This is a genomic window from Micromonospora wenchangensis (genome assembly GCF_002210435.1).
Taxonomy (GTDB): Bacteria; Actinomycetota; Actinomycetes; order Mycobacteriales; family Micromonosporaceae; genus Micromonospora; species Micromonospora wenchangensis.
The window spans coordinates 1-23,168 of sequence record NZ_MZMV01000064.1 but is presented as its reverse complement, the minus strand read 5'-3'; the positions used below and the strand labels follow the sequence as shown (position 1 = coordinate 23,168).

The window sequence follows — 23,168 nt, the reverse complement described above, 5'->3', positions numbered from 1 at the left end:
CTCATCAGCGGAATGCCGGACCGCCGCCGCGCGGAGGAACCCGTTCGCCTCCGGGCGGCCGACGGACGGAACCGCCGGTCGGGACGTCACCTGACGGTTCCGGCCGGCAGGTCGGTACTGCCCCGCCCCCGGGCCTCGGGGTGGAGACGGTGATCGGCAGGGCCCGAGGTGCGGGCCCTGCCGATCGGTGGTGCACGTGCCGTTCAGGTGGTCCGACGGCCCGGTCCATCCCGGGCCACCGGCGGACCTCGGGAACCTCCGAGGTCCGGCGGCAGTTCTCAGCGCTGCCGGGTGAGCAGACCCGGCCGGTAGGGCAGCAGGCCGTAGTCCACGCCGTCGGAGCTGGGCGAACGGCCCTGGTAGAGCAGTTGCAGGTTGCACGGGTCGATGGTCATGGTCTGGTCGGCGCTGGTGCGCAGCAGCTCGCCGTGGCTGATGTCGTTGGTCCAGGTGGCACCGCTGTTGACCTTGCCCGCGAACGGGTTGTTGTAGGTCGCCGCGTTCGGCGTCCAGGTGCCGTTCAGGCTGGTCGCCGTGAACGAGCGGAAGTAGCGCTCCCAGGAGCTGGTCCTGGCCTCGACGATCATCAGGTACTGGTTCTGGCCCGCGACCTTGTAGACCTGCGGCGCCTCGAACAGGTTCTCCGAGGTGTCGCTCATGATGGTCGTGTAGCTGGAGCCGAAGTTGCCGGGGAAGTTCCCGATCGGCATGCTGGCCCGGTAGATCTTGCCGTTGTCGCCGGCGAAGAACAGGTACATGTTCTGGCTGTCGGCGATCAGCGTCTGGTCGATCGGGCCGGTGCCGGAGCCGGAGATGCTGCCGGTGAACATCGTCTGGGCCGGGCCCCACCCGTTCGGGTTGGTCGGGTCGGTCGACGTACGGTAGGAGAACGCCGCGCCGCCCCACTGGTAGGCGAGCACCCAGATGTTCTTCGGCGCGAAGTAGAACAGCGACGGCGCGACGGTGCCCTGGCTCATGGTGTTCTGCGACGCCGAGGCCATCTCCGACCAGTTCGTGAACAGGCCGAAGTTCATCGACCCCCACGAGGTGCCGAAGTCGTGCGTGGTGGCGTAGACGAGCTGCCTGCCGTTGTACGGGGCGACCGTGAAGTCCTTCAGCGACACCCAGCCCGACTTCGGGGTGGCCAACGGACCCGTCGACGACCACCGGTACGTCGACGGCAGTGTGCAGTTGCCGCTCGGCGGCGGGGTGGTGGGCGGCGGGGTGGTGGTGCCACCGACCTTGACGAGCTGCCACTGCTGGTTGGTGCCGTTCCAGTCGGCGTACTGCACGATGTTGCCGCCGTCGGCGGTGGACGCGCCCTGCACCTCGACGGCCTTGCCGCTGTTGCGGTTGATCAGCTGGATGTAGCCGTCGATGTCCTGGATGCTGAACTGCTGGTTGGCCGCGTTGTTGTCGGTCCACTGCACGATCGACCCGCCGTCGGCGGTCGACCAGTTGTAGACGTCGAGCACCTTGCCGGACAGCTTCGACTTCAGCCGGTAGTAGCCGCCGCCGGAGTCGACGAACTGCCACTGCTGCTGGCTGCCGTCGTTGCGGGTCCACTGGGTGATCCGGGCCCCGTCGTTGGTGGCCAGGTTGTAGACGTCGAGGGCCTTGCCGCTGTTGCGGTTGACCAGCACGTACGACGCGCCGGTGTCGATCGTGGCCGCGGCGGCCTCCGTCGCGGTGACCGCGACGACGGCACCGCCGCTCAGGGCGGTCACGAGCGCGGTGGCCGCCGACAGCAGCCAGCGCCGACGGCCGGGACGGCGGGGAGCCGGGCCGGGATGCTCAGCCGGGAGGTGCATGGGGGTGCTCCTTCTCAAGGACGGGTGGCCCCTGCGCGGCGGCCCCCGGTGACGTGGTCGCCGGGGGCCTGAGGTGGTGTGACCGAGCCACGCTCCGTGGTCGAAACGGAGCCGACCGGCGAGTGTGAACGCTCACATCGATCGGCGCGGGTCGAACAGGTGCATGATCGTTTTGGTGGGGGCGAACGGACCGGCAGGGGCTCCATTCAGATCCGGCGATGTTACCAGAGGGTTTCGGGTGGCTCAAGGGTCGCGCCCGGGCACCCGGCCAGCTCGCCACCAGCGGGCGCGACCCGTTGCCGGGTCAACCTTCCCCGCTGGTTGTTAACGTTCACTCTCCGCGTCCCGGCTCGGAGGGATGCCGGGCCGGCCCGGCATCCGGGAGGCGGCGGTGATCCCTTCCGATCCGGTGCGTGATGTGTCATCTTCGATGGATGCGGGTGGGTGGCCGGGCAGGCGGACGAGGTCGCGTCCGCGGGCACCCGGTGGCGGCGCGGTGCCGCTGACCGGCCGGATGTGGCCGGCGACCCATGCCCGGCCGCGTACCGGGCTGGCCGTCGGGCTGCTGGTCGTCGCCCTGCTGGCGCTGGCCGGCGGGGTCGGCTACGCCGCCCTGGCGCACGTCCAGCAGGCCAGGATCCGCCACGAGCTGGACTGGGCGATGGTGCACGGCCGCCCGGCCGACCCGTCCGGCTGCACCTGGATCTTCGGCGGCGCGAGCGACACCGGGCACGGTGGCGCGCCGCCGGCCGGTTTCCCGGAACACCGGGCGATCCACACGGTGGCCCGCACCGGCCGGCCCCAGGTCGAGCAGGTCGCCCGCAACGGCACCGTCTACCACGTGCGGACCCAGTGGCGCGACGGCGAGGTCGTCCAGGTGGTCTTCGACGCCCGCTTCCAGCTCGCCGAACGGCGTTACCTGCTGTGGGCGGTGTCGACCGCCGCACTGGCCGTCCTGGTCGCGGCGACCGCGACCGACCTGCGGCTGCGCCGCCGGTCGGTGCTGCCGTTGACCGAGGCGCTCGACCGGCAACGCCGCTTCGTCGCCGACGCGAGCCACGAGCTGCGGGCCCCGATCACCCGGGTGCACACGGCGGCCCAGTTGCTGGCCCAGCGCACCACCGGCGCGGCGCACGACGCGGACCGGCAGGATCTGGACCGGCTGCTGCGAACCACCCGACGGCTCGGGGAGATCGTCGACGAGTTGCTCCTGTCGGCCCGGCTGGCCGATCCGGCGGCGATGACCGGGCCGCCGGCCACGGTCGACCTGGCCGCGCTGGTCGTCGAGGCGATCGGGGCCGACGCGCCACGCGCCGCCGCCCTCGGGGTGACGCTCGGGGTGACCGGCGCGGACCACCCGGTGCCGGTGCGCGGCGTCGGGCCCGCGCTGCACCGGGTGGTGGCGGAACTGCTGGCGAACGCCCTGCACCACACCCCGGCCGGCGGGCGGGTGCAGGTGCGGTTGCGCCCGGCCGGCGCGGACCGGGTCGAGCTGCTGGTCAGCGACTCCGGTCGGGGTTTCGACCCCCGGCACGCCGGCCGGATCTTCGACCGGTTCCACCGGGGCCCCGACGCCGGGGACCGCCGGGCCGGGCTCGGGTTGGCGCTGGTCCGCGAGGTGGTCACCGCGCACGGCGGCACGATCAGCGCCACCGGCCGGCCCGGGGCGGGCGCCACCTTCACCGTACGGCTGCCGGTGTCCGGCGGGGGGCGGGCCGGTGGCCCGTCGACGGACGGCGAGCCGGCCGGCGGCCGGTGGCCCCTCTGCTGGTGGGCGGGCCGGGACCGGGCGGGCGGGGAACGCGCGACCAGCAGATTCTGACCGGCGAGAAATTCCACCGGTCAACCTTCTGCCGTTTCGGTGCGACCATGAACGGATGACCGACCCGTCACCCCCGGCGCACGGCCCGTTGCTCCTCGTCGAGGACGACGCGGAACTGGCCGACATGCTGGTCGAGCTGTTCCACCGGGCGGGGTACCGGATCGACCTGGCCCGCGACGGTCAGCGGGGCCTGCACCTGGCGCTGCGCGGCCCCTACCAGGTGATCATGTTGGACCGGCGGCTGCCGGCGATCGACGGGGTCGACCTGCTCGTCCGGCTGCGGCGGCGCTCCGTCGCCGCCCGGGTGCTGATGCTCAGCGCGCTCGGCGACCTCGACGAACGCATCCGGGGCCTCGACGCGGGTGCCGACGACTACCTGCCCAAACCGTTCGAGGTGACCGAGCTGATGGCCCGGGTCCGGGCGCTGACCCGCCGCCGCTTCGACGGGGCGGAGCTGATCCCCATCGGGGCCGGGCAGCTCGACCTGGCCCAGCGCGGGGTGCGGCTGCCCGACGGGCGGGAGGTGACGCTCAGCGGCCGGGAGTTCGAGCTGATCCGGCTGCTCGCCAGCCAACCCCGGATGGTGCACAGCCGCAGCCAGCTCCGGGGGCGGGTGTTCGGCGCGGACCGCACCGAGGCGGTGGTCGACACGTACGTGCACTACCTGCGCCGCAAGCTCGGCGACCGGGTGGTGCGCACCGTGCACGGCCTCGGCTACCAGATCGGCGCGCTGTGAGCCGGCCGCCCGGGACCCGACGGGCCCCGGGCGGCGCGGTGGCTCAGCGGCCCAGGAACCGGGCCGGGCGCTTCTCCAGGAAGGCGGCCATCCCCTCGCGCTGGTCCTCGGTGGCGAACAGGGCGTGGAAGGCCCGCCGTTCGAACAGCACCCCGGCGTGCACGCCGACCTCCTCGGCCTGCCGGACCGCCTCCCGGGCCAGCATCGTCGCGAGCTTCGGATACCCGGCCACCACCGCCGCCGCGGCCTTCGCCTCGGCCAGCAGCCGCTCCGTCGGCACCACCCGGGACACCAGGCCGTACCGGTGCGCCTCCGCCGCGTCGAGCTGCCGGCCGGTGAGCACCAGGTCCATCGCCCGCGCCGGACCGACCAGCCGGGTCAGCCGCTGGGTGCCGCCGATGCCGGGCATCACCCCCAGCCGCAGCTCCGGCTGCCCGAACCGGGCGTTGTCCGCCGCGAAGACCAGGTCGCACATCATCGCCAGCTCGCAGCCGCCGCCCAGGGCGTAGCCGGCCACCGCCGCGATCTTCGGGGTCCGCAGCGCGGCGAACGCGTCCCAGCCCGCGAAGTGGTCGTCCAGCGCCACGTCCAGGAAGGACTTCCCGGCCATCTCCCGGATGTCCGCCCCGGCCGCGAAGACCTCGTCGGAGCCGGTGAGCACGAAACAGCCCACCCCCGGGTCGCGGTCCAGCGGGCGCAGCGTCTCGACCAGCTCGGTCAGCAGCGCCGTGTCCAGCGCGTTGCGCACCTCGGGCCGGCACAGCCGCACCGTGACCACCCGGTCGTCCTTCTCCACGGTGATCCTCATCGTCGCCTCCCTCTCCTCAGGAATCCCAGATCGCGCCGTACGCGGGCACCCCGCGTTCCTCCATGCCCCGCACCACCTGCCAGGTCAGTGGGCGGTTCGAGATGCAGATGACCGCCTCGACGTCGTACCGGCGGCACGCCTGCCAGGCCAGCCGCAGCATGTCCGGCTTGCCGTCGCGGGCGGTGTCCCACAGCAGCGCGTCGGGCTGGTGGGCGAGGATCTCGTCGACCAGGTCGTCGCCGAAGGTCTCCCGGTGCCGGCGGGCCACCCAGACCAGGTGCGCCGGCACCTGCCCGGCCAACAGGTGCGGCAGCACCGGGCCGATCCCGCTGCCGGTCGCCACGTACAGCACCCGGCGGAACAGGGTCTCGATGTTGGCCACCCCGGCGGTGCTGATCCCCTTCACCCAGAGCCGGCGCGGCGGGTCGTCGACGAACCGCCCGGTCCAGTCGCCGGCCCGGCTGACGGTCAGCCGGAACCCGCTGCGGCCGGGTGCCGGCACGTTGGCGAAGGAGTGCCACTCCCACAGCGGGCTGCGGCTGACCGCGGTGGACGAGCCGGGGAACGGCGTCACCCCGTGGTCGAAGTGGACCAGCGCCACGTGCGACGACGGACGCTGCACCACCACCGGCACCCGACGCAGCCGCAGCCAGGGCAGGGCGATGCTGACGGTCAGCACCGCGAGCACCCAGCCCGGCGCGGAGGTGGCCAGCGCGGCCGGCCCGCCGGCCAGGAAACCGGCCTGTGCCCAGAGCAGCAGCAGGGCCGCCCAGCCACCGAGGCGGTGGGTGCGCTCGAACAGGTCGTGCCGGCGGGACCGCACCGGTGGCAGCGCGGTGCCGACGACGGCCAGCAGCACTGCGGCCGCCGCGTACCCGGTGACCAGCGCCCCCGCCGGGCCGCCGCGCACGGTCAGCGCGCCGAGTTGGGCGAGGAACCAGGCGGTGCCGGCCAGCGCCGCGCCGACGTGCAGCCCACCGAAGTGGTAGACCTTGCCCAACGTGGCCCGCAGCCGCAGCGGCCACCGGACGGGTGCCCGGGTGGCCAGCCAGAACAGCAGGTTGATCACGTACTGCTGGCGGATCAGCACGGCCAGCGCGACGTTCGCCAGCGCGGCTGCGCCCAACGCGTCGGGGGCGCCGGGGCCGCGCCACCAGCCGGCGGTCAGCCCGTACGCCAGCAGGGCGGCGTTCGCGGCGAGCACCGCCGCGACGAGCCGGTGGTGGTGCATGAACCGGGGGTGGGCCAGGACCCGGCGCAGCGTCGACACCGGCGGGGGAAGCGTGTCGTCGGGGACGTCCGCCATGCCGGTGCACGGTGGTGTCGCCGCGGGTCGCAGACCGGTGCTGGTCACGCCGCCGCCTCCTCGACGTGGGCCCACTGCCACCGCAGGTCGAGGGCGAGCCTCAGCAGCGCGTCCCGGTCGACCTTGCCCCGGCCGGTCATCGGCAGCTCCGGCAGCGGGTGCACGGCCGCCGGCACGCAGTAGTAGGGCAGCGCGGCGGCCACCGTCTCCCGGCACCGCTGCGGGTCCAGCTCCGCGGGGGCCACGAAGGAGACCAGGTCCCGGTCGGTCACCCGGAGGGTGACCGCGCGCCGGCAGCCCGGCACCGTCTCCAGCACGGTGGAGACCGCGTCCAGCTCCACCCGGAACCCCCGGACCTTCACCTGGTCGTCGGTGCGGCCGAGATGCTCCAGTTCCCCGTCCGCGCGCCAGCGGCCCCGGTCGCGGGTACGGAACATCAGCCGCCCGCCGCCGAGGAACGGGTCCGGGGCGTACCGCTCGGTGTTGAGCGCGTCGTTGTCCAGGTAGCCGGCGGAGACGCAGTCGCCCCCGGCCCACATCTCGCCGACCTCGCCGATGCGGCAGGGCCGTCCGTCGTCGTCGAGGACGTACACCGTGTTGTTCGGGGTCGGCCGGCCGATGGTCAGCGGCGCACCCGGCCGGTGCCGGTGCATGGTGTTGACGATGGTGGTCTCGGTCGGCCCGCAGCAGTTGTAGAAGACCCGGCCGGCGGCCCACCGGTCGGCCAGCGGACGCGGGCAGGGCTCCCCCGCCACCGCGACCACCCGTACCCCGGCGCACCGGTCCGGGTCGATCCGGGCGAGCACCGAGGGGGTGGCGACCAGCACGTCGGCGCGGGCGGCGGTGGCGGTGAGGTCCCGGTCGCGCACCAGCAGGGTGCCGCCGTTGGCGAGGCAGCCGAGGATCTCCCAGGCGGCCATGTCGAAGGCGACGTTGAGCAGTTGGGCGACCGTCCGTCCGGGCCGTATCCCCAGGTCACCGGGGCTGGTGAGCAGGATGTTGGCGACGTTGCCGTGGGTGACGGTGACACCGTTGGGGGTGCCCGTGGTGCCGGAGGTGAACAGCACGTAGCAGCCGTCGTCGGGGCGTACCGGGCGGTCCGGGACGGGGGCGGTCAGGTGCCCGCCGGGTGGCAGCGGCTCGGCCATCAGCCGGTCGACCGCGAGCCGGGGCACACCGGGCGGGGCCGGCACCGCGTCCAGGGTCGCCGACGTGGTCAGCAGCACCCGGCAGCGGGCCGTGTGGGCGACCTGGCGCAGCTGGGGGGCGGGGGTGATCCGGACGTCCTGCGGGACGTAGGCCGCCCCGGCCTTGAGGGTGGCCAGGATGCCGACCAGCATCGGCAGGGACCGGCTGGTGAACACGCCCACGGTGTCGCCGGTGCGCACGCCGAGGGCGACGAGGTGGGCGGCGAGCCGGTTGGCCTGGCGGTCCAGTTCGCGGTAGCCGATCCTCTCCCCGAGGTGCTCGGCGGCGACGGCCTCCGGGGTGGTGGCGGCCCACCTGGCGAACGCCTGGTGGATGCGCAGGTCGGGGGCGGGCACCCGGGGGCCCTGGCCGAACCTGTGGAACAGCCGCCGGTCGCGCGGTGGGAGGTGGTCCAGCAGGGCTGACCGCCAGCCGGCCGGCCCGGTGGGGAGGGCGTCGACCGGGTGGCTGGCGGTGTCGTCGGTGGTCTGTCGTACGGACATGGGCCGCTCCTGTTCTGACCGGCCGCCCTGCGCGGCGATCGGAATCGATGCTGGCCAATGCAGATGGGAAATCTCTTAGATCCGTGGCGCGGCGGCGGTCCGGGGCGGGACCGCTATGCGCCGGCGCGCGTTCGATCGGTTCGGGAGGGGCCACGGCGGGCGGGGCGCGGGCCGGCTGCGGGCCGGCGCGCGGGCCGACCGGCGCGGGTGACCCGACGCGAAGAGAACTACGAGTTTCGATGTTAACGTTCATCGGTACGCGGACCCGCCGCCACCTGCGACATGACGCCCGGACGGGACCGCGCGACCGGGCGCGGCATTGGTAGGACGTCTGACGGCCCGCCACGGGTGCCGCCCCCGCCGAGCGGCCACCCCATACCGCTCGCGGGAGTCGCCGGCAGGGCATTGACGTTACACAATGGAAACTCTAACGTCTGATGTCTTGACCGTGCATGTCGGCACCACCCAACCTCCCCGCCAGGGAGGGGTCTTCCGTGTCCCGTCACCCCACGCGGCGGCAGCAGGGTTCCAGCACGCCTGGTCCGAGCGAACGGCCGCCGCCCCGCGCGACGGCCGTACCCGCCGGAGCACTCCCGCAGAAACGGAGCGAACACGATGAACCACGGACGTCTGGTGAGCGCGGGGCTGACGGTGCTGCTCGGCGCGACGGTCGCCCTCACCGCCGGCTGCGGTGACCGGGACGCCGGGACCGGCGCGGGCGGCGGCAAGCCGCTCATCGGGGTCGACTACCCCCGCTCGGACACCGACTTCTGGAACTCCTACATCAGGTACGTGCCGCAGTCCGCCGGGGAGTTGGGGATCGACCTCAAGACCACCAACTCGCAGAACGACATCGCGAACCTCATCTCGAACGCCCAGACCTTCATGAGCCAGGGCGTCAAGGGGGTGGTGATGGCCCCGCAGGACACCGCCGCGATCGCCCCCACCCTGGCCCAACTGGAGAGCCGCAAGATCCCGGTGGTCACCATCGACACCCGGCCCGACACCGGCAAGGTGTTCATGGTGGTCCGCGCCGACAACCGGGCGTACGGCACCAAGGCCTGCCAGTTCCTGGGCACCAGGCTCGGCGGCCGGGGCAAGGTCGTCATGCTCCAGGGCGGCCTGGACTCCATCAACGGCCGGGACCGCACCGAGGCGTTCAGCGAGTGCATGGCCAAGGAGTTCCCCGGCATCAAGGTGTTCGGGGAGGCGACCGACTGGAAGGCCGACGTCGCGGCGTCGAAGTTGCAGACCCGCTTCGCCTCCGACCCGGACATCCGGGGCGTCTACATGCAGTCGTCGTTCGCGCTGTCGGGCACCCTGCAGATCCTCAAGCAGCGTGGCCTGCAGGTGCCGCCGACCGACCCGAAGCACGTCTTCGTGGTGTCCAACGACGGCATCCCCGAGGAGCTGAAGAACATCGGCGACGGCCTGATCGACGCCACCGTCAGCCAACCCGCCGACCTGTACGCCCGCTACGGGCTGGAGTACGCCAAGGCGGCGATCGAGGGCAAGACGTACCAGCCCGGACCCACCGACCACGGCAGCACCATCATCCAGGTGCGCGACGGCCTGCTGGAGGACCAACTCCCGGCGCCCCTGGTGACCCTGGACGGCGCGCCGGTCGCCGGGCAGCCCACGGTGAAGTACGACGACCCCTCGCTGTGGGGCCGGCAGGGATGACCGCCGCCCCGTACCACCCCGGCGACGCCGACCGGCCGGTCGTCGAGGCGGTCGACATCACCAAACGCTTCGGCTCCACGCTCGCCCTGTCCGGGGCGGGCATCATGGTCCGGCGCGGCGAGACGCACGCCCTGGTGGGCCGCAACGGCGCCGGCAAGTCGACGTTGGTCGGCATCCTTACCGGGTTGCAGGCCGCCGACGGCGGGGCGGTCGCCTTCGACGGCCGTCCGGCGCCGCCGCTGGCCGACCGGGACGCCTGGCGGCAGCGGGTGGCCTGCGTCTACCAGAAGTCGACGATCATCCCCACCCTCACCGTTGCGGAGAACCTGTTCCTCAACCGGCACGCCCGCTCCCGCGCCGGCCTGATCCGCTGGTCGAGCCTGCGGCGGGAGGCGCAACACCTGCTGGCACAGTGGTCGGTCGACGTCGACGTCCGGCAGCCGGCCGCGACGCTCTCGGTCGAGCAGCGGCAGTTCGTGGAGATCGCCCGCGCGTTGTCCTTCGGCGCCCGGTTCATCGTCCTCGACGAACCGACCGCCCAGCTCGACGCCGCCGGCATCGACCGCCTGTTCACCCGCATCCGGGACCTGCGCGGGCAGGGGGTGACGTTCCTGTTCATCAGCCACCACCTCCAGGAGATCTACGACCTGTGCGACCGGGTGACGGTCTTCCGCGACGCCCGGCACATCCTCACCGCCCCGGTCGCCGGGTTGAGCCGGCAGGCGCTGGTCGCCGCGATGACCGGGGAGGACGTGACCATGCCGGAGGCCGACCACCGGCCACCGGCGTCCGACGCGCCGGTGCTGCTGTCGGTGCGGGACCTGGTCACCGCGTCCGGGGCCCGGCTGTCGATGCGGGTCCGGGCGGGCGAGGTGGTGGGCATCGCCGGGGGTGGCGGCAGCGGCAAGGTCGAGGTCGCCGAGGCCGTCGTCGGTCTGGCCCGGCCGGTGGCCGGGTCGGTCACCCTCGCCGGCCGGGTGCTGCGGCCGGGCAGCGTGCCCGACGCCCTCGCCGCCGGGGTGGGGCTGGTGCCGCAGGACCGGCACCGGGAGGGCCTGGTGCCGGGGCTGTCGATCGCGGAGAACGTCACGATGACGGTGCCGCAGCGGATCGGGCGCTACGGGCTCATCTCCCGGGCCCGCCGGGACGCCCTGGCCCGGGATACCATCGCCGCGCTGACGATCAAGGCGGCCGGGCCGCAGACGCCGGTGGCCGACCTGTCCGGCGGCAACCAGCAGAAGGTCGTGATGGGTCGGGCGTTGGCCAACGATCCGCGGCTGCTGGTGCTGGTCACACCCACCGCCGGGGTCGACGTGCGGTCCAAGCAGACCCTGCTCGGCGTCGTCGAGGACGTCCGCCGCCGGGGCACCGCCGTGCTGGTGGTCTCCGACGAGCTGGACGACCTGCGCATCTGCGACCGGGTGCTGGTGATGTTCCAGGGCCGGGTGGTCGCCGAGATGGCCCACGGCTGGAGCGACAACGATCTGGTAGCCGCCATGGAAGGGGTGGACCTCCACCATGTCTGACACGCTGTCCACCGGCACGGTGCCGGCGTCGGCGCCCCCGCCGACCCGCCCGTCGTCGCGGCACCTGGCCGTCGCCCGGCTGCGGGACCTGGCGCTGGTGCCGGCGATCGTCGCGGTGGCGATCGTCGGGTGGATCATCAGTCCGGTCTTCCTCAGCACCGACAACGTCCTCAACGTGCTGCAGAGCATGTCGGAGATCGCGATCCTGGTGCTGGCCCAGACCATCGTGCTGATCACCGGCAAGATGGACCTGTCGTTGGAGTCCACCTTCGGGCTCGCCCCGGGCATCGCCGCCTGGCTGGTCGTCGACCCGGAGCTGACCCGCGGTCTGGGGCTCGGCCTGCTCCCGGACGCCTGGGCGGTGCCGGTGGTGCTGCTGGTCGGGGCGCTGGTCGGGGCGTTCAACGGGCTGCTCATCGTCCGGTTCGGCCTCAACGGCTTCATCGTGACGCTGGGCATGCTGATCATCCTGCGGGGCCTACTCACCGGCATCTCCGGCGGGCAGACGTTCTTCGCGCTGCCCGGGTCGATGACGTACCTCGGCTCGACGAGCTGGCTCGGGGTGCCGGCCTCGATCTGGGTGTCGCTGCTGCTGTTCGCCGCCGGGATCGTGGTGCTCGGCCACACCCGCACCGGCCGCGCCCTGTACGCCATCGGCGGCAACGCCGACGCGGCCCGCGCCGCCGGCATCCGCACCGACCGGGTGCTGTGGGTCGCGCTGGTCGTGGCCAGCGTGCTCGCCGCCCTGGCCGGTCTGCTCATCAGCGGCCGGCTGGCGGCCGTGCCGGCGGCCCAGGGCGACGGCGCGATCTTCCAGGTGTTCGCGGCGGCGGTGATCGGCGGGGTCAGCCTCAACGGCGGCCGGGGCAGCGTCTTCGGCGCGTTCACCGGCGTCCTGCTGCTCTTCATGATCATCAACGTGTTGACCCTGGCCGGGGTGCCCGCGCAGTGGACGAACTTCCTCAACGGCGCGGTCATCCTGGTCGCCCTGGTGGTCTCCCGCATCACCGGCGGCAAGGCGCAGACCTGAACGGCCCGCCGGCCGGACCCCGCGCGACCCGCCCACGAGGCGGGCCGCCGACGCCCCCGATCCCCTCAACCAGGAGTTCCGTTGACTGAGCGCATCACCGCGGTGGACACGATCGACGTCCGCTTCCCCACCTCCGTGCACCGCGACGGGTCGGACGCGATGAACCCGTTCCCCGACTACTCGGCCGCCTACGTCGTCCTGCGGACGTCGGCGGGCGCCGAGGGGCACGGGCTGGTCTTCACCGTGGGACGCGGCACCGAGATCCAGGTCGCCGCCGTCCGGTCGCTGGCCGCGATGGTCGTCGGCCAGCCCGTCGACGAGCTGACCGCCGACCCCGGGGCGCTGGCGCGACGGCTCGTCGGCGACAGCCAGATCCGCTGGCTCGGCCCGGCCAAGGGGGTCGTGCACATGGCCGCCGGTGGCCTGGTCAACGCGGTGTGGGACCTCGCCGCCCGGCGGGCCGGCAAGCCACTGTGGAAGCTGCTGGCCGACCTCACCCCGGAACAGATCGTCGCCCAGGTCGACTTCCGCTACCTGCGCGACGCCCTCACCGAGGACGAGGCGCTGACCCTGTTGCGGCGGGCCACCGACGGCCGGGCCGAGCGGGAACGGCGGCTGCGGGCCGAGGGCTACCCCGCGTACACCACCACGCCCGGGTGGTTGGGCTACGACGACGAGAAGCTGGCCCGGCTCTGCGCGGAGGCCGTCCGCGACGGCTACCGGCTGATCAAACTCAAGGTCGGCGGCGACCTGGCCGACGACGTACGCCGGATGGGCATCGCCCGGCAGGCCGTCGGGCCGCAGGTCCGCCTCGCGGTCGACGCCAACCAGATCTGGGGGGTGCCCGAGGCGATCGGGTGGATGCGGGAGCTGGCCGCGTTCGACCCGTACTGGATCGAGGAGCCGACGTCGCCGGACGACGTTCTCGGGCACGCCGCCGTCCGCAAGGCGCTCAGCCCGATCCGGGTGGCCACCGGCGAGCACGTGCACAACGCGGTGGTGTTCAAGCAGCTGCTCCAGGCCGACGCCGTCGACGTGGTGCAGATCGACGCCTGCCGGGTCGCCGGGGTCAACGAGAACCTGGCGATCCTGCTGCTCGCCGCGCGGTTCGGGGTGCCGGTCTGCCCGCACGCCGGTGGGGTGGGGCTGTGCGAACTGGTGCAGCACCTGGCGATGTTCGACTTCGTCGCGGTCAGCGGCAGCACCGAGGACCGGGCCATCGAGTACGTCGACCACCTGCACGACCACTTCGTCGACCCGGTGCGGGTCACCGGCGGGCGCTACCTGGCCCCCACCGCCCCGGGCATGAGCGGGCAGATCCGGCCGGAGTCCCTTTCCGCGTACCGGTTCCCGGACGGCCCGCAGTGGGCCGACGCCGCGGCGACCCCGGGCCCGGCGACGCCGTGATCATCGACGCGCACCACCACCTGTGGCGGCCCGAACGCGGGTACACCTGGCTGGACGCCCCCGAACTGGCGGCCATCCGGCGGCCGTTCACCCCGGCGGACCTGACCGCCGAACTCGCCGCCGCCGGGGTCACCGGCACCGTGCTGGTCGAGGGCGGGCGCTGCCACCCCGACGAGGCCGCCGAGTTCCTCGGCCACGCCGCCGACACCGCGCCGATCCTGGCGGTGGTGGCCTGGCTCGACGTCGCCGCCGACGACGTGCCCGCCACCGTGGCCCGCTACCGCCGGCTGCGCGGCGGCGGATACCTGGCCGGGGTCCGCTCGCAGGTGCAGGGCGAGCCGGACCCGGACTACCTGGACCGGCCCGACGTGCGTCGCGGGCTCGCCGCGCTCGCCGACGCCGGGCTCGCGTTCGACCTGGTGATCCGCGCCGACCAGCTACCGGCGGCGGCGCGGGCGGCCCGCGCGGTGCCGGGGTTGCGGTTCGTCCTGGACCACCTGGGCAAGCCCCGCATCGACGAGGGCGACGCGGGCCTGCGGAGCTGGCGCGGTCCGCTGGCCGCCCTCGCCGCCAACCCCAACGTCACCGCGAAGCTGTCCGGCCTGGTCACCGAGGCCGCCCCGACGTGGACACCTGAGGACCTGCGGCCGTTCGTCGCGGTGGCCGTCGCCGAGTTCGGCGCACAGCGGCTGATGTTCGGCTCGGACTGGCCGGTCTGCCTGCTCCGGTCGGACTATCCCGGGGTGCTGCGGGCGTTGACGGCGGCGTTGCCGCCGCTGTCGGAGCGGGAACACCGGGAGATCCTCGCCGGCACCGCCGTACGCACCTACGGCCTGGCGGACCGGGTCGGCGCGGCCCACCCGGCGGGGCCCGCGTGACGCCGGGCGGGTCAGGCGGTCCCCGCCGTGGCGGCCAGCACCGTGCGCAGCCACGCCTCGGAGGTGTTGACGTGCATCAACGCGCTCGCCTGGGCGAGCAGTTGGTCACGCGAGCGCAACGCGCGGTAGATCGCGTGGTGTTCGTCGATGGTGGTGTGCGCCGCGTTGCCCTCGATCAGCCCGCGCCACACCCGGGCCCGCAGGGTACGGCTGGACAACCCGTCCAGCAGCGAGGTGAGGGTCTCGTTGCCGGTGGTGGCGACGACGGTGTGGTGGAACGCCGTGTCGAACCGGATCAGCTTCTCGGCGTCGTCGGCCGCCGCCCGCATCTCCTCCAGGATGCCGCCGAGGTCGTCGAGCTGGGCCTCGGTCATCCGCAGCGCCGCCAGCCCGGTGGCCATCGGTTCCAGCAGCCGCCGCACCTCCATGACCTCCAGCAGCGTGTCGTCGCGCAGCAGCTCCACCGCGACCCCCAGCCCCTCCAGCAGCAGCCGGGGGGCGAGGCTGGTGACGTACGTCCCGTCGCCCCGGCGTACGTCGAGCACCCGGGCCGACTCGAGGACCTTGACCGCCTCCCGGACCCCGCTGCGCGACAGGCCCATCTGCTCGGCGAGCTGCGGTTCGGGGGGCAGCCGGGCACCCGGCGGCAGCTCACCACTCTGGACCATGCTTCGGATCTTGGCGATCGCGTCGTCGGTCAGTGCCATCACGTCCCCCTCCGGCCGGCCGGTCGCGCGTCGTCCCGACCGCTGCGGCTGAGGCGGCCGACGGCGACCCCCACCAATATAGAGACATCCGATGTTTTCGCCGACGGCGGTCGTCCCGCCGTGGACCGGCGGCCACCACCCGCACCGAAAGGGGCGTGACGTGCAGCGCTACGGCTGGTTGATCCGGCTGCGACCGGAGCACCGCGAGACCTATCTGCGCCTGCACGCCGCCGTCTGGCCCGACGTCGAACGGACGCTGCGGGCGGCGAACATCCGCAACTACAGCATCTTCCTGCACGGCGACCTGCTCTTCGGCTACTACGAGTACGTCGGCGAGGACCACGACGCCGACCAGCGGCGCATCGCCGACGACCCCCGGACGCGGCAGTGGTGGACGCTGACCGACCCGTGCCAGGAGTCGGTCGCCGAACCCGGCTCGGGGCACTGGTGGGCACCGATGCGGGAGGTCTGGCACCTGTCCGAGGAGGAGTCGTGAACCACAGCGCGCACTACGTCGGGGACCACACCTTCGTCGTCGAGCGGACCGCCGTCGTGCCGCCCGGCCCCGGTCAGGTGCGCATCGACGTCGCGTACACCGGGATCTGCGGCACCGACCTGCACGTGGCGCACGGCGCGATGGACCAGCGGGTCCGGGTGCCGGCGGTGATCGGCCACGAGATGTCCGGACGCATCGCCGAGGTCGGCCCCGGGGTGCGGGGGCACCGGGTGGGCGACCCGGTGACCGTGATGCCGCTGGACTGGTGCGGCGACTGCCCCGCCTGCCGGGCCGGCAACAGCCACATCTGCCACCGGCTCACCTTCGTCGGCATCGACTCCCCCGGCGCGATGCAGCGCTCCTGGACGGTGCCCGCGCGGATCGTGGTGCCGCTGCCGGCAGACCTGCCGCTGACCCACGCCGCGCTGATCGAGCCGACCGCCGTCGCCGTGCACGACGTACGTCGGTCCCGGCTGACCGCCGGGGAACACGCGGTGGTCGTCGGCGCCGGGCCGGTCGGCCTGCTCATCGGGACGGTCGCGCAGGTCACCGGGGCCGAGGTGACGGTGCTGGAACTCGACCCGCGCCGCCGGGCCCTCGCCACCGAACTCGGGCTGCGTACCGTCGACCCGGCGACGGTCGACGTCGCCCGGCACGTGCACGAGACGACCGGCGGGGCCGGGGCGGCCGTGGCCTTCGAGGTGTCCGGGTCCGCCGCCGGGGTCCGCACCGCGACCGACCTGCTCGCCGCACGCGGTCGGCTGGTCGTCGTGGCGATCCACCCCACCCCCCGGGAGGTTGACCTGCACCGCGTCTTCTGGCGCGAACTGGAGCTGATCGGGGTGCGGGTGTACGAGCGGGAGGACTACACCGAGGCCGTCCGGTTGGTGCACGCCGGGCTGGTGCCCGCCGGGCGGCTGATCACCCGGGTCGTGCCGTTGCCCGAGGTGGCCGAGGCGTTCCGGGCGCTCGCCGCCGGTGGCGAGGTGAAGATCCTCGTCGACTGCGGCGTCACCGGGTGAAACCCGGCCGGCCCCGGCCGTGTGATGATCGGCGGGTGCGGGTGGTGCTGGCGACCGACGCGGGGCACCCCGGGCGGGCCAACGAGGATTTCGCCGGGGCGGTGCCGGCCTGGTGCTGGTCGACGGCGCGGGCGGCGTCCCCGGGGCCGGCGAGGTCTGCCGGCACGGCGTGGCCTGGTACGCCCGGCGGCTCGGCGGCGCGCTGCTGGGCGGGCTGTCGACGGGCGGGAGCCTGCGGGCGGTGCTGGCCGAGGGCATCGGGCAGGTCACCGACGCGCACCGGGGCACCTGCGACGTCACCCACCCGAGCAGCCCGTACGCGGCCGTGGCGGTGCTGCGGTGCGCCGGTGGGCTGGTCGAGCACCTGGTCCTCGGGGACGCGGTGGCGGTCGTCGGCCGGGTGGCCGGCGGGCCGCTCGTCGCCCACGACCCCCGCGAGCCGGTGATCGCCCGCTCCTTCGAGCGGCGGTTGGTGGGCGTGGCCGAGGGCAGCGGGGAGCACCGGCGGTTGCTGGCCGAGTTGCGGGGGCACCGCAACGCCCCGGGCGGTTTCTGGGTGGCCAAGGACGACCCGGGGGTGGTCGACGAGGCGGTCACCGGCGACTGTCCGGCGGTCGGGGTGACGGTGGCGGCGTTGCTGAGCAACGGGGCGAGCCGGCTCGTGGACACCTTCGGGCTCACCGACTGGGCGGGCCTGCTGCGTCTGCTCGACGCCGAGGGGCCGGGCGGGATCATCAGGCGGGTCCGGGAGGCCGAGGCCCGGCACGGGGTCGCCACCGACGACGCGACGGTGGTCGGGTGGCGCGGGACGGGACCGGCCGCCGACGACTGAGTCGCGGCGGCGCGGAGGCCACCCGGGCCGGGTGGCCTCCGCGCAGGCCGCCCGGCCCGGTCGACCCGACGCCGCGGCGTCGGCTGATCGGTGGATCAGTTTCGGACGATGGTGAAGGTGCTCGTCGTGTTGCGGACGTCCTGGTGGTTGTCACTCAGTCGCAGGTTGGTGAACGTCGCCGAGCCGACCGCCGGGCCCTGCCCCGCCTCGGGCATCTCGTTGACCCAGATGCCGAAGCCGGACTTCGCGTCGAACGCGTCACCACTGCGCCGGGCCCCGGAGATCGACACGTCGGTGAGCACCGTGTCGGTGATCGGGTTCTCCGGCTGGCCGCCCGTGTACTTGGTCTGGAACATGATCCCCGAGTACGTCGGGTCGACGATGTCCACGGCGCTGACCCGGATGCCCCGGAACTCCTTGGACGCGGAGAACAACCACATCGCCGGGAACGTCTGACCGCCCCAGAAGTGCCCGCCGGAGCGGATCAGGGAGACGTTCTCGAACCGGGTGGGTGGGCTCGCCCCGAACCCGACGAACGGGTAGCCGAAGTCCAGCGAGCTGATGGTGATGCCCGAGTACGTCAACTGGTCGGCGAGGTAGAGGTTGCGGAAGGTGTTGTCGTAGCCGCCGTACACGGCGATGCCGGCGGCCCGCCAGGTCAGCGTGGCGGTCAGGTTCTCGAACACGTTGCCGTGGTTGCCGCCGGAGCCGCCGGAGTCGGTGGCGGAGAACAACGCGAACGCGTCGTCGCCGTTGGAGCGGCCCTCCGTGTTGGTGACCAGCGCGTCGGTGCTGCCGTTGGTCATGTTCACCCCGTCGGCGAAGGTGTTGCGGAACCGGCTGTCCCGGATGGTCAGCCCGTCCACGCTCACCCCCCAGTACGCGCAGACGGTGTGCTCCACCCAGACGCTGTCCAACGTCAGGTCGTCGACGTCCTTCAGCTCGCCCCACACCTTGCCGGGTCCGTCGATCCGGTTGGTGTAGTTGCCGAAGAACGCCAGGTGGGCGAAGGTCGACCCGCTGGCCGAGGACTCGACCCGGAACCCGGCGTCGGTGTTCTGCTGGTTCGTCGGCGTCTGGAAGCGGGTGTACCACATGCCCGCGCCGACGACCTTCACCGCCTTGCCGTACACCTGGAGCTTCTGCGCGGTCTCGTAGGTGCCGGCGGGCAGGTAGACGCCGACCAGGGTGCCGGTGGTGTCCATCCGCACCGCGTCCAGCGCGTTCTGCACGTCGGCGTGGCTGAAGCCGGTGGGCACCTTGTACCGGGTCGGGTCCGGGTTGGCGCGCGGCGACACCAGCTCGGTGTTGACGAAGTCGATCGCGTACGTGGTGGCGTTCGCCGGGTCCTTCTGGAGCCGGATCCGGCTGCCCGCCGCGACGGTGGAGTCGAGCAGCACGTTCGCCTCGTCGTAGAGGTGCCGGGGCGCGCCCGCGCCTGGCGAGTCGCTGGGGGCGGCCTCCGCGCCGTAGAGCCAGATGTGCTTCGAGGTGAGGCTGATCGGCTTGTGCAGCACCCCGTTGACGTAGACGTTGAGCGTCGCGTCGATCCCGCCGCCGCCCGGCGCGTCCGGGATGGAGAAGCGGGTGACCAGGGCGTTCGCGGCCGACCTGGTGGTCCACTCGACGTACGCGCCGGTGGTGTTGAGGGTGACCGCCCGCCGGCCGGACGCCTCGCCGGCCAGGTCGCCGATGGTGCGGTTCGGGCCGATCACCTGCGCGCCGCCGCCGACCGAGCCGTCCTCGGCCTCGTACGCGTCGTAGCCCAGGTTCGCGCCCCGGCCGACGAACAGCGGCCGGTCGCTGGAGTTGTTCTGCCGCTTCACCGGCAACTCGTTGGCGTCGTCGGCGAGCACCACCCGCACGGTGTGGCGGCCGTTGGCGGCGGTCCAGGTGCCGAGCGACACCGGGCCAGCGGTGGCCCCGGCGGCGATCGTGCCGGAGTACGCGCCGGTCAGCGTGCGGACCACGGAGCCTGCGTCGGTGAGCACGGTGAGCGTGATGCCGTGCGTGCCGCTCGCCGACGCGATCGTGCCCTGGTTGCGCAGCGTCACCGCGAAGCTGACCGTGCCGCCGGCGGCCGGCGTGCCCGGCGACCAGGTCACGGCCGAGGCCACCAGGTCGGAGCTGGCCACCGGACTGACCGTCAACGCGGTCGGGTTGGTGTAGGAGTTGTTCGCCTCGTTCTGCTCGATCACCGTGTTCGCCTCGTCGACCTTGGCGGTGAGCTGGTAGCTGCCGGCGTCGCGAACGCCGATGCTCGCCGAGACGGTGGTGGACGCGCCGGCCGCGAGCGCGCCGACGGCGGCGGTGCCGACCTTCGTCGTACCCAGGTAGAGGGTGACGGTGGTGGCGGCGGACGCGGCGGTGCCGGCGTTGCGCACGGTGGCGGCCAGGGTGATCGCGTCGGTCTCGACAGGCGCGGTGGGCGAGGCGGTCAGGGCGGTGACGGTGAGGTCCGGGTTGGCCGCCGGCACGCCGATGACCTGGAGTTCCGCGACCTGCCCGTTGGACGAGCCGGAGTTCGCGGTGAACTGCAACCGGACGTCCGCGGCGGTCGCCGAGACGGGGACGGTCACGGTGTTGCCGGTGTTCGGGTTGAACGAGTACGTCGCGGAGCCGACCAGGCTGGTGAACCCGGAGGCGGACTGCTCCCGCCCGAGCACCTGGAACGTCTGGGTGCGCGCACCCCACGCCGGGTCCGGGTTGAGCTTCACCACGACCGCGCTGATGCTGGCGTTCGCGCCCAGCGCGACGGTCAGCGTGCCCGGGTACGCGCCCGGCGCGCCCTCCCAGTAGGTGGTGACGTCGTTGTCGACCGCGTTGGCGGCGTTGAACACGTGCACCACCGACGACGCGGTGGCCGGCTTGCCGACGGCCAGGTTGGTGCCGCCGGTGGTGCTGCCGGTGCGGGTGACCGTGTTGCTGTTGGCGGACACGTTGCCGGCGGCGTCGCGGGCGCGCACCTGGTAGGAGACGGTGGCGCTGTCCGGCTGGCCGTCGGTGTAGGTCAGCGTGGAGCCGCCGACGGTGGTGCGCAGCGTGCCGTTGGCCCACACCTCGTAGCCGGTGACGCCGACGTTGTCGGTGGACGCGGTCCAGGTCAACCGGATCTGGCCGCTCGCCGGCTGGGTGTAGGCGAGGTTGCCGGGCGCGGTCGGCGCGGTGGTGTCGCCGGTGTTGCCGGTGCGGGTGACCGTGTTGCTGTTGGCGGACACGTTGCCGGCGGCGTCGCGGGCCCGCACGTAGTACGACACGGTGCTGCCGGCGGGCTGGGTGTCGGTGTAGGTGAGCGTGGTGCCGCCGACGCTGGTGCGCAGCACGCCGCCCGCGTAGATGTCGTAGCCGGTGACGCCGACGTTGTCGGTGGACGCGGTCCAGGTCAGCCGGACCTGGTCGGTGGCCGGCTCGGTGAACGCCAGGTTGCCGGGCGCGCTGGGCGCCTGGGTGTCTCCGGTCGCCGCGCCGTAGATCTCCAGCTCGGCGAGCTGTCCGGCGGGCCAGGCGTTGTTCGCGGTGAACAGCAGCCGCAGGTAGCGGGTGGACGCGGTGGGCACGGTGACGGTGACCGTGTTGCCGCCGGCCGGGTCGAACGCGTACGACGCGGACGCGACGAGCGTGCCGAACGTGGAGCCGGTGGTGCTGCCCTGCACGGTCAGCGTCTGGGTGCGCGCGCCCCAGCCGGTGGGCAGCCGCAGCACCAGCCGGTTGACGCTGGTGGTGGCACCCAGGTCGGCCTGGATCCACTGCGGGAACGCGTTGTTCGGGCTCTCCCAGTAGGTGCCCGCGTTGCCGTCGTTGGCGTTGCCGGCGGCGTACACGTCGGAGTGGCCGCTCTCGGTCATCGTCTTGCCGAGTGCCAGGTTGGTCGAGGAGTTGGCGGTGCCGTAGACCTCCAGCTCGGCGAGTTGGGCGGCGGCCCAGCCGGTGTTCGCGGTGACGACGACGCGCAGGTAGCGGGCGTTGGTGGCGCTGAAGCCGAGCGTCACCGTGTTGCCGGCGGCCGGGCCGAACGAGCGGGCGGCGGACGTGACGACAGTGGTGAAGCCGCTGCCGTCGGCGCTGGCCTGCACGGACAGCGTCTGGGTGCGGGCCTCCCAGGCGGCGGGGAGCTTGAGCACGACCTGGTCGACGGCGCGGCTGGTGCCGAGGTCGACCTGGGCCCACTGGGGCAGCGCGCCGCTGCTCTCCCAGTAGCTGCCCTGGTTGCCGTCGGTGAGGTTGGCGGCGACGTAGGGCCCGTTGACGCTGCTGGCGGTGGCGGTGCGGCCGGCGGCGAGGTTCGGGCCGCCGGCGGCCAGGGCGGGTGGGGCGGGCGCCGCGGTGACGGCCAGGCCGACCGCGGCGAGCACCGCGACGATTCTGGTACGGAGTCTGGACATGGTGGACGGACACCTTCTTCCGGGGGAGGTGGAGAGGCGTTGACGGGGGTGGGGGGTGTGGTGCGGCGGGGACCCGGGCGGGTCCCCGCCGCGCCGGGTCAGGAGGCGTAGACCTCGAACTCGGAGAGCTGGCCGGCCGGCCAGCCGGTGTTGCCGGTGAACGTCAGCCGCACGAAGCGGCGGTCACCGGCGGGCAGCGCGATCGACACGCTGTTGCCGGACGACGGGTCGAACGGGTAGCCGGCCGCCGCCCTGAGGGTGGTGAACGACGAGCCGTCGGTGGAGCCGAGCACCGTCACCGTCTGGGTACGGGTCTGCCAGGCCGTCGACGGCGGCAGCTTGAGCACCACCCGGGCGACCGGTCGGGCGCTGCCCAGGTCGACGGTCACCGACTGGGGGAAGGCGTTGTTGGCGCTCTCCCAGTAGGTGTTCGGGTTGCCGTCGACGGTGTTGCCGGCACCGTAGACGTCGGCATGGCTGGTCTCCGCGACCGGCCGGCCGGCGGCCAGGTTGCCGGTCGGCGGAGCGGTGGTCGGGGGCGGCGTGGTGGCGGGTGGCGTCGTGGTGGGCGGCGGGGTGGTGACGCCGCCGCCGTACACCTCCAGTTCGGCGAGTTGGGCGGCCGGCCAGCCGGTGTTGCCGGTGACGGTGACCCGGACGTACCGGCGGGTGCCGGACGGCAGCGCGATCGAGACGCTGTTGCCGGCCGCCGGGTCGAACACGCGGCCCGCCGACGCGGCGAGCGTGCCGTAGGAGGAGCCGTCGGTGGAGCCGAGCACGGACAGCGTCTGCGTGCGGCGCTCCCAGCCGGCGGGGAGCTTGAGCACCACCCGGTCGACGGTGCGCGCCGCCCCGAGGTCGACGGTCAGCGACTGCGGGAACGCGTTGTTGGCGCTCTCCCAGTAGCTGCCCGCGTTGCCGTCGACCGCGTTGCCGGCCGCGTAGGACTGGTTGACGCTGGTGGCGGTGGCCGGCCGGCCCAGGGCCAGGTTCCCGCCGGCCGGCGGGGTGGTCGGGGGTGGGGTGGTCGG

Annotated in this window: 17 protein-coding genes; 10 read left to right on the top strand and 7 right to left on the bottom strand. The window is 73.4% G+C overall.

Annotated features, from left to right (window positions below; all coding sequences use genetic code 11):
- Positions 1–278: 278 nt before the first annotated feature.
- On the bottom strand, positions 279–1,811 hold the full coding sequence (locus tag B5D80_RS27070; RefSeq protein WP_088646772.1) for a non-reducing end alpha-L-arabinofuranosidase family hydrolase: 1,533 nt from the start codon (positions 1,809–1,811) through the stop codon (positions 279–281).
- Positions 1,812–2,307: 496 nt separating this feature from the next.
- On the opposite strand from B5D80_RS27070, the gene B5D80_RS27065 reads away from it, so the two are divergent.
- Both B5D80_RS27065 and B5D80_RS27060 read left to right on the top strand, forming a co-directional pair.
- Positions 2,308–3,633 (top strand): sensor histidine kinase, encoded by a 1,326-nt coding sequence (locus tag B5D80_RS27065; protein ID WP_245855006.1) that lies wholly within the window; start codon positions 2,308–2,310, stop codon positions 3,631–3,633.
- A gap of 55 nt (positions 3,634–3,688) precedes the next feature.
- Positions 3,689–4,369, top strand: coding sequence for a response regulator transcription factor (locus B5D80_RS27060; RefSeq protein WP_088646771.1), 681 nt, complete (start codon positions 3,689–3,691; stop codon positions 4,367–4,369).
- 43 nt (positions 4,370–4,412) lie between these two features.
- Here B5D80_RS27060 and B5D80_RS27055 read toward each other — a convergent pair whose 3' ends face one another.
- The 3 genes from B5D80_RS27055 to B5D80_RS27045 are packed head-to-tail and all read right to left on the bottom strand — an operon-like array spanning position 4,413 to position 8,174.
- Complete coding sequence (locus tag B5D80_RS27055) at positions 4,413–5,177, bottom strand: enoyl-CoA hydratase-related protein (protein ID WP_088646770.1); 765 nt, start codon at positions 5,175–5,177, stop codon at positions 4,413–4,415.
- A 16-nt stretch (positions 5,178–5,193) separates the two neighbouring features.
- Entirely contained in the window at positions 5,194–6,531 is a 1,338-nt protein-coding gene (locus B5D80_RS27050) for a ferredoxin reductase domain-containing protein (protein ID WP_425437269.1), read from the bottom strand.
- Positions 6,528–8,174, bottom strand: coding sequence for an amino acid adenylation domain-containing protein (locus B5D80_RS27045; RefSeq protein WP_088646769.1), 1,647 nt, complete (start codon positions 8,172–8,174; stop codon positions 6,528–6,530). Before B5D80_RS27045 ends, B5D80_RS27050 begins: the two co-directional genes overlap by 4 nt.
- A gap of 615 nt (positions 8,175–8,789) precedes the next feature.
- Here B5D80_RS27045 and B5D80_RS27040 point away from each other — a divergent pair.
- The 5 genes from B5D80_RS27040 (at position 8,790) to B5D80_RS27020 (ending at position 14,698) form a co-directional block, all read left to right on the top strand.
- A complete protein-coding gene (locus B5D80_RS27040; RefSeq protein WP_088646768.1) occupies positions 8,790–9,857 on the top strand; it encodes a sugar ABC transporter substrate-binding protein in 1,068 nt (355 codons plus the stop codon).
- On the top strand, positions 9,854–11,383 hold the full coding sequence (locus tag B5D80_RS27035; RefSeq protein ID WP_088646767.1) for a sugar ABC transporter ATP-binding protein: 1,530 nt from the start codon (positions 9,854–9,856) through the stop codon (positions 11,381–11,383). The genes B5D80_RS27040 and B5D80_RS27035 overlap by 4 nt, the downstream gene beginning before the upstream one ends.
- The gene (locus B5D80_RS27030; RefSeq protein WP_088646766.1) at positions 11,376–12,413 is read left to right on the top strand and encodes an ABC transporter permease; all 1,038 of its coding nucleotides are present in this window, start codon (positions 11,376–11,378) and stop codon (positions 12,411–12,413) included. Before B5D80_RS27035 ends, B5D80_RS27030 begins: the two co-directional genes overlap by 8 nt.
- Positions 12,414–12,494: 81 nt before the next feature.
- Complete coding sequence (locus B5D80_RS27025; RefSeq protein ID WP_088646765.1) at positions 12,495–13,820, top strand: enolase C-terminal domain-like protein; 1,326 nt, start codon at positions 12,495–12,497, stop codon at positions 13,818–13,820.
- Positions 13,817–14,698, top strand: coding sequence for an amidohydrolase family protein (locus B5D80_RS27020; protein WP_088646780.1), 882 nt, complete (start codon positions 13,817–13,819; stop codon positions 14,696–14,698). Before B5D80_RS27025 ends, B5D80_RS27020 begins: the two co-directional genes overlap by 4 nt.
- Positions 14,699–14,709: 11 nt before the next feature.
- On the opposite strand, the gene B5D80_RS27015 is transcribed toward B5D80_RS27020, so the two are convergent.
- Positions 14,710–15,405, bottom strand: coding sequence for a FadR/GntR family transcriptional regulator (locus B5D80_RS27015; protein ID WP_088646764.1), 696 nt, complete (start codon positions 15,403–15,405; stop codon positions 14,710–14,712).
- A 91-nt stretch (positions 15,406–15,496) separates the two neighbouring features.
- On the opposite strand from B5D80_RS27015, the gene B5D80_RS27010 reads away from it, so the two are divergent.
- The 3 genes from B5D80_RS27010 to B5D80_RS27000 all read left to right on the top strand — a co-directional run bounded on the left by B5D80_RS27010 (position 15,497) and on the right by B5D80_RS27000 (position 17,755).
- Entirely contained in the window at positions 15,497–15,901 is a 405-nt protein-coding gene (locus tag B5D80_RS27010; RefSeq protein ID WP_088646763.1) for an L-rhamnose mutarotase, read from the top strand.
- Positions 15,898–16,923: a zinc-dependent alcohol dehydrogenase gene (locus tag B5D80_RS27005; RefSeq protein WP_088646762.1), complete on the top strand. Its 1,026-nt coding sequence runs from the start codon at positions 15,898–15,900 to the stop codon at positions 16,921–16,923. The genes B5D80_RS27010 and B5D80_RS27005 overlap by 4 nt, the downstream gene beginning before the upstream one ends.
- 112 nt (positions 16,924–17,035) lie before the next feature.
- A complete protein-coding gene (locus B5D80_RS27000) occupies positions 17,036–17,755 on the top strand; it encodes a hypothetical protein (RefSeq protein ID WP_245855005.1) in 720 nt (239 codons plus the stop codon).
- Between the two features lie 95 nt (positions 17,756–17,850).
- Here the strand turns inward: B5D80_RS27000 and B5D80_RS26995 are convergent, their stop codons facing one another.
- On the bottom strand, positions 17,851–22,137 hold the full coding sequence (locus B5D80_RS26995; protein WP_088646761.1) for a discoidin domain-containing protein: 4,287 nt from the start codon (positions 22,135–22,137) through the stop codon (positions 17,851–17,853).
- Between the two features lie 98 nt (positions 22,138–22,235).
- The coding region (locus tag B5D80_RS26990) for a discoidin domain-containing protein (RefSeq protein WP_144081775.1) at positions 22,236–23,168 on the bottom strand (933 nt) is incomplete at its 5' end.

Excerpts from the sequence above, each read along its gene's own strand:
- B5D80_RS27070 (WP_088646772.1), bottom strand. The coding sequence starts at position 1,811 with ATGCACCTCCCGGCTGAGCATCCCGGCCCGGCTCCCCGCCGTCCCGGC.
- B5D80_RS27060 (WP_088646771.1), top strand. The coding sequence starts at position 3,689 with ATGACCGACCCGTCACCCCCGGCGCACGGCCCGTTGCTCCTCGTCGAG.
- B5D80_RS27055 (WP_088646770.1), bottom strand. The coding sequence starts at position 5,177 with ATGAGGATCACCGTGGAGAAGGACGACCGGGTGGTCACGGTGCGGCTG.
- B5D80_RS27045 (WP_088646769.1), bottom strand. The coding sequence starts at position 8,174 with ATGTCCGTACGACAGACCACCGACGACACCGCCAGCCACCCGGTCGAC.
- B5D80_RS27040 (WP_088646768.1), top strand. The coding sequence starts at position 8,790 with ATGAACCACGGACGTCTGGTGAGCGCGGGGCTGACGGTGCTGCTCGGC.
- B5D80_RS27035 (WP_088646767.1), top strand. The coding sequence starts at position 9,854 with ATGACCGCCGCCCCGTACCACCCCGGCGACGCCGACCGGCCGGTCGTC.
- B5D80_RS27030 (WP_088646766.1), top strand. The coding sequence starts at position 11,376 with ATGTCTGACACGCTGTCCACCGGCACGGTGCCGGCGTCGGCGCCCCCG.
- B5D80_RS27015 (WP_088646764.1), bottom strand. The coding sequence starts at position 15,405 with ATGGCACTGACCGACGACGCGATCGCCAAGATCCGAAGCATGGTCCAG.
- B5D80_RS27010 (WP_088646763.1), top strand. The coding sequence starts at position 15,497 with ATGTTTTCGCCGACGGCGGTCGTCCCGCCGTGGACCGGCGGCCACCAC.
- B5D80_RS26995 (WP_088646761.1), bottom strand. The coding sequence starts at position 22,137 with ATGTCCAGACTCCGTACCAGAATCGTCGCGGTGCTCGCCGCGGTCGGC.